The organism is Actinoallomurus sp. CA-142502 (assembly GCF_050936355.1).
Taxonomy (GTDB): Bacteria; Actinomycetota; Actinomycetes; order Streptosporangiales; family Streptosporangiaceae; genus Actinoallomurus; species Actinoallomurus iriomotensis.
Window position 1 is genome coordinate 9,755,370 of the sequence record NZ_JBNJMY010000001.1, and the last position, 16,286, is coordinate 9,771,655.

Here is a 16,286-nt window from a genome sequence, read left to right on the forward strand (position 1 = left end):
TGAACCGGTACCGCAGCGCGTACCAGTGTGCCAGATAGCACAACATGCCGAGGCCACCGCGCATTCCCCCGCCCGACGCGGCCCGGCCGGCGCCCCCGTGCCCGGCCGGGACCCGCCGGTTCAGCGCCCCACCGGCACCGCGCTGCGCTCCGCGCGGGGAGGCGCCGGCTCCTCGCCGTGGGACACCTGGGGCAGCCGGCCGAGCCAGCGCGGCAGGTACCAGTTGCGCTCGCCGAGCAGGGCCATCACCGACGGCAGCAGCACCGCGCGTACGACGGTCGCGTCCAGCAGCACGGCCACCGCCAGGCCCACGCCCATCTGCTTCATGTCCTGCATCGACAGCGTCGCGAAGACCGCGAAGACGGCCACCATGATCACCGCCGCGGAGGTGACGACGCCCGCGCTGGAACGCACGCCGTGCGCCACCGCGTCCGGGGTCCGCAGGCCCCGGTCGCGCGCCTCGCGGATCCGCGACACCACGAACACGTGGTAGTCCATCGACAGGCCGAACAGCACCACGAAGACGAACAGCGGCATCCATCCCTCGATCGCCCCCACCGGTTCGGTGCCGAACAGGCCCGCGCCCCAGCCGTGCTGGAAGACCGCGACCATGACGCCGTACGCCGCCGCGACCGACAGCAGGTTGAGCAGGATCGAGGTGATCGCGACCGTCAGCGACCGGAACGAGATCAGCATCAGGACGAACGTCACGATCATCACGAACACGAAGACCGGCACGATGTCGGCGTTCAGCTGGTCGTTGAAGTCGACCGAGTCGGCGAGCTCACCGGTCACGTACGCCGTCCCGGCCGCCCCGACCGTCGCGGGCACGATCTGCTCCCGCAGCGTCTTCAGGGCGTGCCGGGAGGTCGCGTTCCTGCCGTCGCCGGCGAGCGGCACGGCGATCTCGGCGACGTTCTGCCGCGCATGGGTGGTCACGGTGGCCGGTGCGCGGAACTCCCCGTCGTGGCCGGTCCGGCTCTTCAGCGCGGAGATGGCCTTCCGTACCTCCGGCGAGCGGATGTCGGCGGCCTTGAGCACCACCTTGGCGGGCGCCGGTCCACCGGGGAACGCCGTGGAGATGCGCTGGTAGGCCTCGAGCGTGGGGGTGCCCTTGGGCATCTCCTGGTCCAGGCCGAGCTGCTGGGTGCGCATGCCGAGGGTCGGCGCGGCCAGGACGAGCATGACGACCGCCGCCAGCACCGCGAAGATCGCCGGACGGGCGAGGACGGGCCGCAGGACGGCCGCCGACACGCCTCCGCGCGTGGCGCGGCGGCCGCGGCGGCGGCCCAGGAACGGGATGCGGCCGAGCTCGACCTTGTCGCCGAGCAGAGACAGCAGCGCCGGCAGCACGGTCACCGAGCCGAGCATCGCGATGAAGACGACCAGGATCGTGGCCAGCGCGAAGCCGTTGAACAGCAGCAGCCCGGACAGGAACATGCCCGCCATCGCCAGCATCACCGTGAGACCGGAGATCAGCACCGACCGGCCGGACGTCGCGGCGGCGATGCGCAGCGCGGTCTGCCTGTCGTGGCCCGCGGCGCGCTCGTCGCGCTCCCGGCGGATGTAGAACAGGCAGTAGTCGACGCCGACCGCCAGCCCCACGAGCAGCATCACCGAACTCGTCGTGTCGAACAGGTGCAACGCGTGGCTGGCCACGGCCAGCACCCCGTTCGCCGCGACGAACGCGGTGAGCGCGAGCCCGACCGGCAGCAGGGCGGCCAGCAGCGCACCGAACGCCACGAGCAGGATGCCGATGGCGAGCGGTACCCCGGTCCACTCGGCGCGGGCGAAGTCCTTGCTGAGCACGTCGTTCAGCCACTTGCCCCCGCTGGCGTCGCCGAACTGGCCGATCGTCACCTCCGGGTGGGCGGCCCGCACCCGGCCGACGGCGTCCAGGACCGGCTGGACCCGGTCGGCCGCCGTCTCCGGGTCGCCGGTCATGGTGAACCGCACCAGGCCGTCCCGCCCGTCCGCGGAGGTCACGGCGGGTGCGACCGTACCGACGAGGCCCGTGGCCCGTACCGCGGCCGAGACGTCCTTCGCCGCGTCACGCCAGGCGCCGGGCGTACGGCTGTGCACGATCACCATCTCGCCGGCCGGGTCCTTGATCCCGGCGTCGTAGAGGATCTTCTGGGCGCGGGCGGAGTCGCCTGCGGCGTTCTCGTACGGCTTCATGTTGGCCTGGCCGGCCATTCCGCCGATCACGCTGGCGGCGATCACGAACAGCAGCCAGCCGATGATCGCGGTCTTGCGGTGCCGCACGCTCCAGCCGCCGATCCGGGCGGCGAAGGACGACGGAGGGGCATGACGTCCGCGAACGTGGCTTCTCATGAGCGTCTCCCGACTTTGGGCTTCGCCGAAGACGCTAGGAATCCGCGATGGCCCGCCCCAGCCGCTCAGACCCCCTCCCGGGGTGGTGCCAGTGACACCCCCGGCCGGTCCCTGGCCCCAGTGACCGCGGACGGCACGCTCGCGAGACTCGAGACGGCAAGATAAGGACGGAGACCGGGAGGAACGATGAACATTGGGAGGGCGGCGCTCGCCGCCGTACGCGGACTGGGCCTGGCCCTGCTGGCCATGCTCGGATCGCTGGTGTCCTTCATCTTCTCGGTCGTGTTCATGGCGTTGTCCCTGGTCGGCGTGGGGCTGTTCGTGACGCCGGTCGTGACGGCCGCCGCCCGGTCCTACATGGGGTTGCGCCGCCGGCTCGCCCGCGACTGGTTCGGCGTGGAGATCCAGACGCCGTACCGGCGGAGGCCGGAGTTCCAGAGCGGCGTGCTCGGCGTGCTGGAGCGCTACCGGTGGATCATGAAGGACCCGGCGACGTACCGCGACCTGCTGTGGATGATCACGGATGCCACCGCCGGGTTCGCCATGGCGATCTTCGCCTTCGCGCTGCTCTTCTACGGCCCGTACGGCTGGGTGCTGGCGGCCGGGCTCTGGTACCCGATCGTGCATGGGGACGGCGGCGACTGGTACACCTTCGTGCACGTCACCGGCTTCGGCAGCGCGATGCTCGCCGGCCTGATGGGGTTCGTGTACGCGGGGCTGGGCATCTGGCTGACCCCGCTGATCATGAAGGCGCACGCGCGGCTGGACGCCTCCCTGCTGGGCCCGACGCACGAGCGGGAGCTCGAGATGCGTGTGGAGCGCCTGACCGAGACCCGCTCCGACGCGCTCGACACGCAGGCGGCCGAGCTGCGCCGGATCGAACGCGACCTGCACGACGGCGCGCAGGCCCGCCTGGTGGCCATGGGCATGAACCTCGGCGCGATCGAGCACCTGCTCGAACGCGACCCGGAGAAGGCCAGGAAGCTGCTGTCCGAGGCGCGCGAGTCCTCCTCCAAGGCCCTCACCGAGCTGCGCGACCTGGTCCGTGGCATCCACCCGCCGGTCCTGGCCGAACGCGGGCTCGGCGACGCCGTACGGGCCCTGGCCATGGCGAGCCCGCTCACCACCGAGGTGTCGGTCGACCTTCCCGGCGTTCTGGAGGCCCCGGTCGAGTCGGCGGCCTACTTCGCGGTCTCGGAGGTGCTGACCAACGCGGCCAAGCACTCCGGCGCGCAGCGCGTCTGGCTGGATCTCCGGCACGAGAACGGCATGCTCCGTATCATGATCACCGACGACGGCCAGGGTGGCGCGGACATGTCCGGCGGCACCGGACTTCGCGGAATCGAGCGGCGACTCGGTACATTCGATGGTGTCCTCGCGCTGAACAGTCCGGCGGGAGGCCCCACGATCGTGACCATGGAGCTGCCGTGCGCGCTGACCACGCCCCGGCGTTGATGCTGGAGGAGCCGGGATGCGCGTCGTCCTCGCCGAGGATCTGTTCCTGCTGCGGGACGGCCTCGTCCGGCTCCTCGAGGCGTACGACTTCGAGATCGCGGCCGCGGTCGACAACGGGCCCGAGCTGAACCGGGCCCTGGTCACGATCAAGCCGGACGTGGCCGTGGTCGACGTACGCCTCCCCCCGACGTTCACCGACGAGGGCCTGCAGGCCGCCCTCCAGGCCCGGCGCGAGATCCCCGGGCTGCCGGTGCTGGTGCTGTCGCAGCACGTCGAGCAGCTGTACGCCCGCGAGCTGCTGGCCGACGGCAGCGGCGGCATCGGCTACCTGCTCAAGGACCGGGTGTTCGACGCCGACCAGTTCATCGACGCGGTACGCCGGGTGGCCTCCGGCGGCACGGCGATGGACCCCCAGGTGATCTCCCAGCTCCTCGTCCGCAAGTCCCGCGACGAGCCGCTGGGCGACCTGACGCCACGCGAGCGCGAGGTGCTCGCGCTGATGGCCGAGGGCCGCTCCAACCAGGCGATCGCGCAGCGCCTCGTGGTGACCGAGCGCGCCATCGCCAAGCACACGTCGAACATCTTCTTGAAGCTGGACCTGCCGGTTTCCGACGACGACAACCGCCGCGTCCTCGCCGTACTGGCCTACCTCAACGGCTCCTGAAGCCGGACCGGCCGGTCAGCTCTGGCCGAGGAAGGCCAGCACCGCCATCACCCGGCGATGGGTGCTGTTGGTGTGCTGGAGGCCGAGCTTGAGGAAGATGTTGGAGATGTGCTTCTCCACCGCGCCGTCCGTGACGACGAGCCTGCGGGCGATCGCCGCGTTGGACAGGCCCTCGGCCATGAGGCCGAGCACCTCGCGTTCCCGCGGCGTCAGCGCCTCCAGCCGGTCGCCGCGACGCCGGCGGCCCAGGAGCTGTGCGATGACCTCGGGGTCGATGACCGTGCCGCCCTCGGCGACCCGCTTGACCGCGCCGAGGAACTCCGCGACGTCGGCGACACGCTCCTTCAGCAGGTAACCGACGCCCTCGGCGCCGCCGCCGATCAGGTCGGTGGCGTAGCGCTCCTCGACGTACTGGGAGAAGACGAGGATGGGCGTGCCGGGCACCCGCTCCCGCACCTGCAGGGCGGCGCGCAGCCCTTCGTCGGTGAACGTCGGGGGCATGCGGACGTCGACGATGACGAGATCCGGCCGGTGCTCCTCGACGAGCGCCATGAGCCCGGCGCCGTCGCCGGAGGTGGCCACCGTCTCGATGCCCTCATCGGCGAGAAGGCGGATCAGGCCTTCGCGCAGCATCACAGCGTCTTCCGCGATCACGACCCGCACGGTCGCCAAGCTTAGAGGAGATCCGCGCGCGGCCTCAGGTCGCCGCCGCACCGGGGCCGGGCAGCAGGTCGACGTCGCCCGCGTGCATCGGCTCGCCGCAGTGGGCGCAGCGCAGGTCGACGCTGCTGATCTCACCGCACGCGTGGTGCCGGTAGAGGACCGGCGGGCCGGCCTCGCCCGCGAGCCACTTGTCCCCCCAGCCGATCATGACCATGAGCAGGTCGACGAGTTCGGCGCCCTTCTCCGTCAGGACGTACTCGTACCGCGGTCGCCGGTCGTAGGGCCGGCGTTCGAGCACGCCCTGCTCGACGAGGTGGTTCAGCCGCTCGGTCAGGACCTTGCGCGAGATGCCGAGGTCCGCCTGGATCTGCTCGAACCGGCTGACCCCGGCGTACACGTCGCGCAGGACCAGCGGCGACCAGGGCTCCCCGATGACGTCGAGCGTGCGCGCGATCGAGCACGCCATCTCCGCGAAGTTCGTGCGTTGCATGGGATCAGTTTAGCAATCAGGGTTCCCTAAGGGAACTTCGAGCTGCTACGGTCATGGCGTCTCCTCAAGGAACTCCGAAAGGATCGAGAAAATGAGCAAGGTCCTCAGCGCCCACGCGGTGTCGGTCGACGGTTACATCACCGGCCGAGACCCCGGCGCCGGGCGCGGGCTCGGCGACGGCACGACGCTCTTCGACTGGTACTTCGCCGGCGACACGCCCAGCCGGGTGTTCGACGGATTCAAGCTGAGCGAGCCCAGCGCCCGGGTCTTCGACGCCTTCGCCGGACGCGTGGGCGCGATCGTGGCGGGGCGCAACACCTACGACGACTCCGACGGTTTCGGAGGCGGCAGCCCGCACCCGAACGCCCGCCTGGTCGTGCTGAGCCACCGGCCCGTTCCTGAGATCTCCGAGCGGCAGACGCTGGTCACCACCGGCATCGAGGACGCGATCGCGGCGGCTCGCGAGGCCGCCGGCGACGGTGACGTCGGCCTCATGGGCGGCGGCGTCCTGACCGAGGCGCTGAAGGCGGGGCTCGTCGACGAGGTGGTCCTCCACCAGGTGCCGGTCCTGCTCGGCGGCGGCCGGCCCTTCTTCCAGACCCTCCCCGAGCACGTACGGCTCCGCCTCATCGAGGCCGTCCCGGCGCCGGGCGTCACTCACCTCCACTACGCGGTCGAGCGATGATCCACTCCCCTGACGACCCGATGAACCCCGATGACCAGGAGATGACCCCGATGCTCGACACCGACGTACGCCGCGTCCTCGACGGCAGCCCGATCGCCCACCTCGCCAGCGTCCTGCCCGACGGCGCTCCCCACTCCGTGCCGGTCTGGATCGGCACGCATGGCGACCACGTCGTCATCATCACCGGGCCGGGCTCCCGCAAGGCCCGCAACCTGCGGCGCGACCCGCGGATCGCACTCTCCCTGACGCCGCCCGACAACCCGTTCCAGCCGGTGATCGTCCGCGGCCGGGTCGTCGAGTGGATCGAGGGCGACGCGGCCTGGGAGATCGTCGACCGGATCGCGATGAAGTACATCGGCCGCCCCTACACACGCACCGTGGAACGCGTCGTCGCGCTCATCGAGCCCGACACCCAGAGCGTGGGTTGAGACGCCTTGTCCTCGATGCCCGCGTGCGTCCGGGTGGACCGGCTACCAGACCGCCGGGAGGTCCGCCCGGATGACGGTGGGGCCGCCTGGAGGGCTGTTGACCGTGAGGATGCCGTCGATTCCGGCCGCGCGATCGGCCAGGCCCGCCAGGCCGCCCCCCGGGGTGGCCTCCGCGCCGCCGACGCCGTTGTCGGACACCTCTACCACGATCCAGTTCTGGTCGCGGGTGATGCGTACCGCGGCGCGGGTCGCGCGGGCGTACTTGGCGACGTTGGTCAGGGCCTCGGAGACGATGAAGTACGCGATGCTCTCGACGGCCGCGGGCGGGCGGGTGGGCAGGTCCACCTCGACCGCCACCGGCACCTGGGCGCGGGCGGCGACCGCGGAGATCGCGGCGTCCAGACCGCGGTCGGTGAGGATCGCGGGGTAGATGCCGCGGGCGAGGTTGCGCAGCTCGGCGATGGCCTCTTTGGCACCAGCGTGAGCCTGCTGGATCAGCTCCTGGGCGCCGGCCGGGTCGGTCTCCAGCTTGGCCCGGGCCCGGCCGAGGTCCATCGCCACGGCGAGGAGCTGCTGCTGGGCGCCGTCGTGCAGATCACGCTCGATGCGGCGGCGTTCCGCCTCCGCCGCGTCGACGCCCCGCGCCCGGCTGGCCTGAAGCTGGGCCGTACGGGCCCGCAGCGCCTGGGTCTCGTTCGGGCCGAGCAGGAAGCGCGCCAGCGCGCCGTGGGCGTAGCCGATGCCGCGCACGACGTACATGACCACGAACGCCAGCGCGATGCCGAGCGGGACCGCCGGCAGGGTCGTGAGGGTGTTGTCGAACCAGATCTCGTGGCTGCCGACGGTGAGGTAGAGGAAACCGCCGTCCTGCCAGTTGATCGTCAGCGGCATCGCGATGAGCGCGAGGGCGGCACACCACATCCCGATCGACAGGGCGAACTCCACGACTCCGAGCGGGAAGACCAGGAACAGGTAGACCAGGTCCTTCCAGGTCGCCGGGTCGACGGCCATCGCCTTCCACTTGGCGAAGAGATTGGTGCCCTTCGGCAGCGGACGGTACGGGTCGGGGATGTCGACGCCGAAGGCCGCCTTCGCCAGGCGCCGCTCGAACATCGCGGCGCCCCGCCAGAGGATCATGGCGAGGGCGAGCCCGAGCACGCCCACCCAGATGATCACCGTGCCGACGGAAACCGACAGCAGCACGGTGAGACCGACGAAGTACGCCAGTCCCAACGGGAAGTGCAGCAGCAGGTAGGCGGCCGACCGCCAGGTCAGCGATTCCTCCGCCAGCCGCAGCGGGCCGGACCGCCGCCGGGAGGGTGTCATCTCAAGCGTGCTGTTCACCGCGGGTCCCTTTCGCGCCGCATCCACCGTACGGCCCCAGCCTCACGGACGGGAGCTCCGCGTGCCATGGAGCGTCCCAGCCTCATGGGGGTGGGGCTATCCCCACCCCCGACACGAAAGAACGCCCCGGGCGCGAGGCCACGGGGCGTTCTTCTGCGTTTCGACGGTCGCGCTCGGGTTCGCCGGTCGCGCTCGCCTCGTCGGCTCGCCGCTCCGGGATTAGTCGTTCAGCGTCGTCTTCTGCACCTGCAGCAGGAACTCCGCGTTCGACTTGGTCTCCTTCATCTTCTCGAGGAGGAGCTCCAGCGCCTGCTGCATCTCCAGGGCGTGCAGCACCCGGCGCAGCTGCCAGACGATGCGCAGCTCCTCCGCGGACATGAGGATCTCTTCCTTACGGGTGCTGGAGGCGTCGACGTCGATCGCCGGGAACACCCGCTTGTCGGCGAGCTCGCGGCGCAGCCGGACCTCCATGTTGCCGGTGCCCTTGAACTCCTCGAAGATCACCTCGTCCATGCGCGAGCCGGTCTCGACCAGCGCGGTGGCGAGGATCGTCAGCGAGCCGCCGTTCTCGATGTTGCGGGCGGCGCCGAAGAACCGCTTCGGCGGGTACAGCGCCGTCGAGTCGACACCACCGGACAGGATGCGGCCGCTGGCCGGAGCGGCCAGGTTGTACGCCCGGCCCAGGCGGGTGATCGAGTCGAGCAGCACGACGACGTCGTGGCCGAGCTCGACGAGGCGCTTGGCGCGCTCGATCGCCAGCTCCGCGACCATCGTGTGGTCGTCGGCGGGCCGGTCGAAGGTCGAGTGGATGACCTCGCCCTTCACCGACCGCTGCATGTCGGTGACCTCTTCGGGACGCTCGTCCACGAGGACGACCATCAGGTGGCACTCGGGGTTGTTCTTGGTGATCGCGTTGGCGATCGCCTGCAGCACCATCGTCTTGCCGGCCTTCGGCGGCGACACGATCAGGCCGCGCTGGCCCTTGCCGATGGGGCTGACGAGGTCGATGATCCGCGTGGTCAGCTGGCCGGGGTCGTTCTCCAGGCGCAGCCGCTCCTGCGGGTACAGCGGGGTGAGCTTGGAGAAGTCGACGCGGCCCTTGGCCTGCTCGGGCTCCATGCCGTTGACCGTGTCGAGGCGGACCAGCGCGTTGAACTTCTCGCGCCGCTCGCCCTCGCGCGGCTGCCGGACGGCGCCGGTGATGACGTCGCCCTTGCGCAGGCCGTACTTGCGGACCTGGGCGAGGGAGACGTAGACGTCCTGCGGGCCCGGAAGGTAGCCGGTGGTGCGGACGAAGGCGTAATTGTCGCGAATGTCGAGGATGCCGGAAACCGGGATCAGGACGTCGTCCTCGTTGATCACCGGGTCGGCGTCGCCGTAGCGCTCCCGGCCGCCGCGGCCGCGGTTGCGCTCGCGGAACCGGCCGCGCCGCCGCCGGCCGCCGCCGTCCTCGTCGTCGTCGTTCTGCCGCTGGCCCTGGTTGCCGCGCTGACCCGGGTTGCCACCACGGCCCTCCTGGCCGCCACGGCTGTCGTCGCGCTGACCGCCACGGCTGTCGTCGCGCTGGCCGCCACGGCTGTCGTCGCGCTGACCGCCACGGCTGTCCTCACGCTGGCCGTCGCGCTGCCCATCACGCTGGCCGTCGCGGTTGCGGTTGCCGCGCTGCCGCTGGCGGCCTTCGCGGTTGCCGCCGTCACGACCGGCGCTCTCGCGCCCGCCGTCGCGGCCGCCCTCGGACTCCGCCGAGTCGGTCTTGATCTCCTGCTGCTGGCCCTGCTGCGGGGCGGCGTCGTCGCGCCGCGGCGCGCGCTCACGCCGGGGCTGCTGGGACTCGCCGCGCTCCGTCTCGGCCGCGGGGGCCGTCTTCGCCGGGGCGGCGGCCTTGGCGGCCTCGCCCTCGTCCTTGGGCGCCGACTTGGGCGCCGTTGCCTGGTCACCGCCGCCGGCGTTCTGCGCCTGCTTCTCCTGGATGGCAGCGATGAGCTGGCTCTTGCGCATGCCGCCCGTGCCGCTGATGCCCAGGCTGGAGGCGAGCGCCTTCAGCTCGGGAAGCACCATGGCCGACAGGCCCGTGCCGCTGCGGCGACGCCGCGGAGCGGGAGCCGTCTGCTCGGCAGGGGTGGCCTCAGGCGCTGTGGTGGCTGCGTCCGTGAGGAGTTCGGTGGTTTCGCTCACTAAGGGTCCTTCCCAGGGAGCGGGTGTGGCCGCCGTCGGCCAGGCAACCCGGTAGTGCGAGCCGGCGGGGGCGCCGGATCAGTCGAGCTCTGCTGATCTGATGTTGATCGGCGAAGAGTTCTGGCCACAGCCAGATGGTGGAGGCAGGTCGCCGGATCTGATCCCCGATCCCGTTACGTCCGAAGCTTTGCCGAAACAATGAACGACGAGCGGTTTCGGTGCCGGGGAACCACATCCGCGTCACGCGGCCGGCATAAGCCGGAGTGGCCGACGAGCCCACGCCCCCGAGCGGGGCATCTGGTGCGGCACTTAGCCTAACATCACCTGGGCACACTGCTATTCCCCAGAGGTCGATGTCGCGTGTCACTGATCAATCGGCTGAACGCATGCGCCATGGGGGGCCACATCCAGCGGGTGTATGTGCCACGAAGTACCCACTTCGGCGCCGATTGAATCAACTTCGCCGTCGCGAAAGGCGAGCGCGAGGACCGTCGGGCCCGCGCCGGAGACGACCGCCGCCACGCCGTTCGCGCGCAGCCGCTTCACCAGGTCGAGCGACTCGGGCATGGCGGGCGCGCGGTACGACTGGTGCAGCCGGTCCTCGGTCGCGTCGAGGAGGAGCTCGGGCGTCGCGGTCAGCGCCGCGACGAGCAGCGCCGCGCGGCCGGCGTTCGCCGCGGCGTCGGCGTGCGGCACCGTGTCGGGCAGCAGCCCGCGGGCGCGCTCGGTGGCGAGCCGCACGTCGGGTACGAGCGCCACCGGCCGTACGCGCGAGGACACATCCATCCTGGTCATCCGGGCTCCCCCGCGGGTCTCCCAGGCGATGGTGAGGCCGCCGGCGAGGCAGGGCGCGACATTGTCGGGGTGCCCCTCGATGCGCGTCGCGAGCGCCAGGACGTCGTCGTCGGTGAACTTCTCCCCGGCGGGATGCAGGGCGCGCGCGGCGAGGATGCCGGCGATCGTGGCCGCCGACGACGAGCCGAGCCCCCGCGCGTGCGGGATGCGGTTGACACAGCGGATCCGCAGCCCGGTGGGTTCGCCGCCGAGCCGGTCGTACGCCGCGCGGAACGTGCGCGCGACCAGATGGTCGGCGCCGCGCCCGGCGGTCTCCTCCCCCTCGCCGCTGACCTCGATCGACAGGCCGGATCCGGCCACTTCGACCTCGACGTCGTCGTACAGCCCGAGGGCCAGTCCGAGCGCGTCGAAGCCGGGTCCGAGGTTGGCGCTGGTGGCCGGCACCCGGACCCGTACGGCTTGCGTCACGTGAGTTCCAGCGCGGAGGCCGCGGCGTGGGCGTCGACCGGCACGGTCATCGGCGCGGGCGCGCCGGAGATCGCCCAGTCGGGGTCCTTCAGGCCGTTGCCGGTGACCGTGCAGACGACCCGGCTACCGGCGGACACGAGCTCCTCCTGGCGAGCCTGCAGCAGGCCGGCGACGCTGGCCGCGGACGCGGGCTCGACGAAGACGCCCTCCTCGCGGGCGAGCAGGCGGTAGGCGGCGAGGATCTGCCGGTCGGTCACGGCCTCGATCGCGCCGCCGGATTCGTCGCGCGCGCGTACGGCGAGGTCCCACGAGGCGGGGTGGCCGATGCGGATCGCGGTGGCGATGGTCTGCGGCTTCAGCACGGGCTCACCGCGCACGATCGGCGCCGCGCCCGCGGCCTGGAAGCCCAGCATGCGCGGACGCGCGTCGTACTCCTGGTATCCCATCCAGTACGCGGAGATGTTCCCGGCGTTGCCGACGGGCAGGCAGTGCACGTCGGGAGCGGCGCCGAGCGTGTCGACGATCTCGAACGCGGCGGTCTTCTGCCCCTCGAGCCGGTAGCGGTTCACCGAGTTGACCAGGGCGACCGGGTAGTCGGCGGACAGCTTGCGCGCGAGCTCCAGGCAGTCGTCGAAGTTGCCGTCGATCTGCAGGAGCCGGGCGCCGTGCACGAGCGCCTGGGCCAGCTTTCCCATCGCGATCTTGCCCTGGGGCACCAGCACCGCGCACACCATGCCGGCGCGCACCGCGTACGCGGCGGCCGAGGCGGAGGTGTTGCCCGTCGAGGCGCAGATGATCGCCTTGGCGCCGTCCTGCGCCGCCCGGCTGATCGCCACCGTCATGCCCCGGTCCTTGAAGGAGCCGGTCGGGTTGGCGCCCTCGACCTTGAGATGGACGTCGCAGCCGGTGAGCTGGGACAGCCGTGGTGCGGGCAGCAGCGGCGTGCCGCCCTCGAGCAGGGTGATGACGGGCGTGTCGACCGTCACTGGGAGCCGATCACGGTACTCCTCGATGATCCCCCGCCATGCCTTGGTCACGGTGTTCCCTCCTGACCTGCGATGACCGTACGCCGAGTCTACGGGCGACGGGCCGCGCGTCTCACGTCGTTCCAGATGCTGGGATCAAGGGGGGATATTCATCATTGTGTCCCCTGCGTCCCCGGGCGTGTCGCCGCCTCCGCCCCACTGGCCATCGTGTGTGGCCGCGTGCGCTGGAGCTACGACCGGGCGTACGGGCCGTTCGTGCGGAACGGAAAGATCGAACCGTCATCGAGCGCACGCCGGAACCGGTGCCGCCCCGCTCTCGGCCATCGTGTGTTCAGTCGTCGCCCTCGACGCGCATCACGCTGGCGACCGCGCGGACGATCTCCAGGTCGCGCAGGCGCTCGATGGTGGCCGACAGGGCGCCGTCGGGCGCTCGATGGGTGACGATCACGAGCTGCGCCTCATCGCCGTGCCCCTCCTGGCGTACGGCCTGGATCGACACGTCCTTCTCGGCGAACGCGTCGGCGACCCGGGCGAGCACGCCGGAGCGGTCGGCCACGTCCAGCGCCACGTGGTAGCGGGTCACCGTGTCGGCCATCGGGAGCACCGGCAGTTCGGCGTAGGTCGACTCCGCCGGCCCGCGCGCGCCGTACACGCGGTTGCGGGCGACCGCGACGATGTCGCCGAGCACGGCGCTCGCGGTCGGCGCCCCGCCGGCGCCCGCGCCGTAGAACATCAGCGAACCGGCCGACTCGGCCTCCACGAACACGGCGTTGTACGCCTCGCGGACGCTCGCCAGCGGATGCGAGCGCGGGATCATCACCGGGTGCACGCGGACCGAGACGCCGCGGCCGGCCCGGTGCTCCTCCGACGGCACGCGCTCGCAGATGGCCAGAAGTTTGACCACGCAGCCCATCGCCTTGGCGCTGGCGATGTCGGCGGAGGTCACGTCGGCGATGCCCTCCCGGTGCACACCGGCGGCCGTGACGCGCGTGTGGAAGGCGAGCTGGGCCAGGATCGCGGCCTTGGCCGCCGCGTCGAAGCCCTCGACGTCGGCCGTCGGGTCCGCCTCGGCGTAGCCGAGCGCCTGCGCCTCGTTCAGGGCCTCGGCGAACCCGGCCCCGGAGGTGTCCATCTGGTCGAGGATGTAGTTGGTCGTCCCGTTGACGATGCCCATGACCCGGTGGACGTGATCACCGACCAGCGACTCGCGCAGCGGGCGCAGCAGCGGGATCGCCCCGGCGACGGACGCCTCGTAGTAGATGTCGGCGCCGTACTCCCGCGCCGCACCGAACAGCGTCGCGCCGTCCTCGGCCAGCAGCGCCTTGTTCGCCGTGACGACCGACTTTCCGGCCTTCATGGCGGCGAGGAGGAGCCCGCGCGCGGGCTCGAACCCGCCGATCACCTCCACCACGATGTCCACGTCGTCGCCGGTCACCAGGCCCATGGCGTCGGTGGTGAGCAGCTCGGCCGGAACGCCCTCACGGCGCTTGTCGAGCCGCCGCACCGCGATCCCGGCCAGCTCCAGCGGGACGCCGACCCGGGCGGCGAGATCGTCGGCCTGCTCGCGCAGCAGGCGCACGACCTCGGTGCCGACGGTGCCGCACCCCAGCAACGCCACTCTCAGAGCCGTCACGGCGAAACCTCCAGGCGCAACAGATCATCCTCGGTCTCGCGGCGGAGGATGAGCCGGGAACGTCCGGCGCGCACGGCCGCGACCGCCGGCTTCGGCACGTGGTTGTAGTTGTTGGCGAGCGAGCGGCAGTACGCGCCGGTGGCCGCCACCGCGACGAGGTCGCCGGGAACGAGGTCCGCCGGCAGCCACAGGTCGCGCACGACCATGTCGCCGCTCTCGCAGTGCTTGCCGACCATGCGGCTGAGCATCGGCGCCGCGTCGGAATGCCGCGAGGCGAGCACGCTGGTGTACTCCGCGCCGTACAGCGCCGTGCGGATGTTGTCGCTCATGCCGCCGTCCACCGAGACGTACGTGCGGAGCCCGTCGAGCGGCTTGACCGTGCCGACCTCGTACAGCGTGATGCCGCCCGGCCCGGCGATCGTACGGCCCGGCTCCACGGTCAGACGCGGCACCGTCAGGCCCCGCTCGCGGCAGTTACGGGTGATGATGCCGCGCAGGTTGTCGGCGATGTGCTTGGGGTCGAGCGGGTCGTCGCCCTCCAGGTAGGCGATGCCGTAACCGCCGCCGAGGTCCAGCTCGGGGAGTTCGACGCCGTGCTCGTCGCGGATCGCGACCAGCAGGTCCACCACGCGGTGGGCGGCCAGCTCGAAGCCGTCGGTGTCGAAGATCTGCGAGCCGATGTGGGAGTGCAGGCCGACGAGCTCCAGGGAGTCGATGTCGTGGACGCGCCGGGCCGCCTCCAGCGCCGTCTCCCGGGCGAACCCGAACTTCTGGTCGTCGTGCGCGGTGGCGATGAACTCGTGCGTGTGCGCCTCGACCCCCGTGGTGACGCGGATCATCACCTTGGCCCGTACGCGCCTCTCCGCGGCGAGGTAGCCCAGCCGCGCGATCTCCTCGAAGGAGTCGAGCACGATGTGGCCCACTCCCACCTCGAGCGCACGCGTGAGCTCAGGGGTGGACTTGTTGTTGCCGTGGAACGTGATGCGCTCGACCGGGAACCCGGCGTGCAGCGCGACCGCGAGCTCCCCGCCCGTACAGACGTCCAGGCCCAGGCCCTCCTCGGCCACCCAGCGGGCGATCTCCGTGCTCAGGAAGGCCTTGCCCGCGTAGTAGACGTCGCCGTCGCTGAAGGCGCCGGCGAACTCCCGGCACCGCGACCGGAAGTCCTCTTCGTCGTAGACGTAGAGCGGCGTGCCGTACTCCCCCGCGAGATCGCGGACGTCCACCCCGCCGATCGTCAGGGCGCCGTCGTCACGCCGGGCGTTGCGCGGCCAGACACCGGCCGCGAGCGCGTTGAGGTCGCGCGGCGGGGGCAGCGGGTGGTCCTCCGGCAGCACGTCGGCATGGCGGGGACCGGCCGGGTGCACTCGACTCATGATCTCTCCGTAACGCTCACAGGCGGTCTTCCGGCATCTCGCCGAGCATCCGCAGGCCGTTTCCCAGCACGATCCGCGCGGCACGGGCCAGACCCAGCCGCGCGGTGTGCCGTATGTCGACGGACTCGTCGCCCCTGGGCAGCGCCGGGCACTGCTCGTGGACGTCGTGGTAGGCGTCGGCGATCCGTTCGAGGTGCCGGGTGAAGGGGCGCGGGTCGTTCTGCCGCGCCGCCTGCTCCGCCCGGCCGGGAAAGTCCGCGAGGAGCCCGATCAGCAGCCGCTCACGAGGATCGTCCAGCGGCCCGTCCGTCTCGCGCATCCCCAGGTCGGCGGCGTGCCGCCGCACCCCGCAGGCACGCGCGTACGCGAACCGGACGCGGAAGCCGGGGTTGTCGAACGTCAGCGGCCGTGTAGGCCACAGCTCGGCCGGCGGGACGGCCATCAGGCCGTACGACTCATCGATCCGGGCGGTGAGCGGCGTGTCCATGGTGATGGTGAGGAAACCGGGGCCGGTCGTCCTGGCGGTACGGACCCCGGGCCGCTTGGCGAGACGCTTGGCGAGGATCGCCGCCACCTCGGGCGCGGACCGCCCCGCCGCCCTGGCGAGACGCAGCGGAAGCGGCGTGGCGTAGTCCCCCGTGGCGGTCGCCTCGACCGGCGCCATCTGCGGAATGGGCACGCTTATGTCGCCATCGGCCACCGCGTCACGTACGGCGTCGATGACGGCACTGCTCAACTCACCCGGGTTCACGTGCGCGAGGCTACCCGGGGTCACGCGTACGAGACTATC

At 71.5% G+C, this 16,286-nt stretch carries 14 protein-coding genes; 4 read left to right on the forward strand and 10 right to left on the reverse strand.

Annotation, left to right across the window (positions count from 1 at the left end; genetic code table 11):
- Positions 1–120: 120 nt before the first annotated feature.
- Positions 121–2,334, reverse strand: coding sequence for an MMPL family transporter (locus ACQEV1_RS45695; RefSeq protein ID WP_433403506.1), 2,214 nt, complete (start codon positions 2,332–2,334; stop codon positions 121–123).
- 186 nt (positions 2,335–2,520) lie between these two features.
- Here ACQEV1_RS45695 and ACQEV1_RS45700 point away from each other — a divergent pair, with 186 nt between their 5' ends.
- Together ACQEV1_RS45700 and ACQEV1_RS45705 are read left to right on the forward strand one after the other, a co-directional pair.
- Positions 2,521–3,789 (forward strand): sensor histidine kinase, encoded by a 1,269-nt coding sequence (locus ACQEV1_RS45700; protein WP_433403509.1) that lies wholly within the window; start codon positions 2,521–2,523, stop codon positions 3,787–3,789.
- 16 nt (positions 3,790–3,805) lie between these two features.
- The gene (locus ACQEV1_RS45705; RefSeq protein WP_285579627.1) at positions 3,806–4,453 is read left to right on the forward strand and encodes a LuxR C-terminal-related transcriptional regulator; all 648 of its coding nucleotides are present in this window, start codon (positions 3,806–3,808) and stop codon (positions 4,451–4,453) included.
- A 15-nt stretch (positions 4,454–4,468) separates the two neighbouring features.
- On the opposite strand, the gene ACQEV1_RS45710 is transcribed toward ACQEV1_RS45705, so the two are convergent.
- Both ACQEV1_RS45710 and ACQEV1_RS45715 read right to left on the reverse strand, forming a co-directional pair.
- On the reverse strand, positions 4,469–5,116 hold the full coding sequence (locus tag ACQEV1_RS45710) for a response regulator transcription factor (RefSeq protein ID WP_285579626.1): 648 nt from the start codon (positions 5,114–5,116) through the stop codon (positions 4,469–4,471).
- Between the two features lie 34 nt (positions 5,117–5,150).
- Positions 5,151–5,606: a winged helix-turn-helix transcriptional regulator gene (locus tag ACQEV1_RS45715; RefSeq protein WP_285626398.1), complete on the reverse strand. Its 456-nt coding sequence runs from the start codon at positions 5,604–5,606 to the stop codon at positions 5,151–5,153.
- 91 nt (positions 5,607–5,697) lie between these two features.
- Here ACQEV1_RS45715 and ACQEV1_RS45720 point away from each other — a divergent pair, with 91 nt between their 5' ends.
- Together ACQEV1_RS45720 and ACQEV1_RS45725 are read left to right on the forward strand one after the other, a co-directional pair.
- A complete protein-coding gene (locus ACQEV1_RS45720) occupies positions 5,698–6,291 on the forward strand; it encodes a dihydrofolate reductase family protein (RefSeq protein ID WP_433403513.1) in 594 nt (197 codons plus the stop codon).
- Entirely contained in the window at positions 6,288–6,719 is a 432-nt protein-coding gene (locus tag ACQEV1_RS45725; RefSeq protein ID WP_433403516.1) for a PPOX class F420-dependent oxidoreductase, read from the forward strand. The genes ACQEV1_RS45720 and ACQEV1_RS45725 overlap by 4 nt, the downstream gene beginning before the upstream one ends.
- Before the next feature lie 42 nt (positions 6,720–6,761).
- On the opposite strand, the gene ACQEV1_RS45730 is transcribed toward ACQEV1_RS45725, so the two are convergent.
- The 7 genes from ACQEV1_RS45730 to ACQEV1_RS45760 form a co-directional block, all read right to left on the reverse strand.
- Positions 6,762–8,063, reverse strand: coding sequence for a sensor histidine kinase (locus ACQEV1_RS45730; protein ID WP_433403519.1), 1,302 nt, complete (start codon positions 8,061–8,063; stop codon positions 6,762–6,764).
- 219 nt (positions 8,064–8,282) lie between these two features.
- Complete coding sequence (rho, locus tag ACQEV1_RS45735) at positions 8,283–10,238, reverse strand: transcription termination factor Rho (RefSeq protein WP_433403521.1); 1,956 nt, start codon at positions 10,236–10,238, stop codon at positions 8,283–8,285.
- Positions 10,239–10,601: 363 nt separating this feature from the next.
- Positions 10,602–11,501 (reverse strand): homoserine kinase, encoded by a 900-nt coding sequence (thrB, locus tag ACQEV1_RS45740; RefSeq protein WP_433403524.1) that lies wholly within the window; start codon positions 11,499–11,501, stop codon positions 10,602–10,604.
- A complete protein-coding gene (gene thrC, locus ACQEV1_RS45745) occupies positions 11,498–12,538 on the reverse strand; it encodes a threonine synthase (RefSeq protein WP_433403527.1) in 1,041 nt (346 codons plus the stop codon). Before thrC ends, thrB begins: the two co-directional genes overlap by 4 nt.
- Positions 12,539–12,818: 280 nt before the next feature.
- The gene (locus tag ACQEV1_RS45750; RefSeq protein ID WP_285626389.1) at positions 12,819–14,120 is read right to left on the reverse strand and encodes a homoserine dehydrogenase; all 1,302 of its coding nucleotides are present in this window, start codon (positions 14,118–14,120) and stop codon (positions 12,819–12,821) included.
- Positions 14,117–15,496, reverse strand: coding sequence for a diaminopimelate decarboxylase (lysA, locus tag ACQEV1_RS45755; RefSeq protein ID WP_433403530.1), 1,380 nt, complete (start codon positions 15,494–15,496; stop codon positions 14,117–14,119). Before lysA ends, ACQEV1_RS45750 begins: the two co-directional genes overlap by 4 nt.
- 16 nt (positions 15,497–15,512) lie before the next feature.
- Positions 15,513–16,271: a DALR anticodon-binding domain-containing protein gene (locus ACQEV1_RS45760; protein WP_433403532.1), complete on the reverse strand. Its 759-nt coding sequence runs from the start codon at positions 16,269–16,271 to the stop codon at positions 15,513–15,515.
- Between the last annotated feature and the right edge of the window lie 15 nt (positions 16,272–16,286).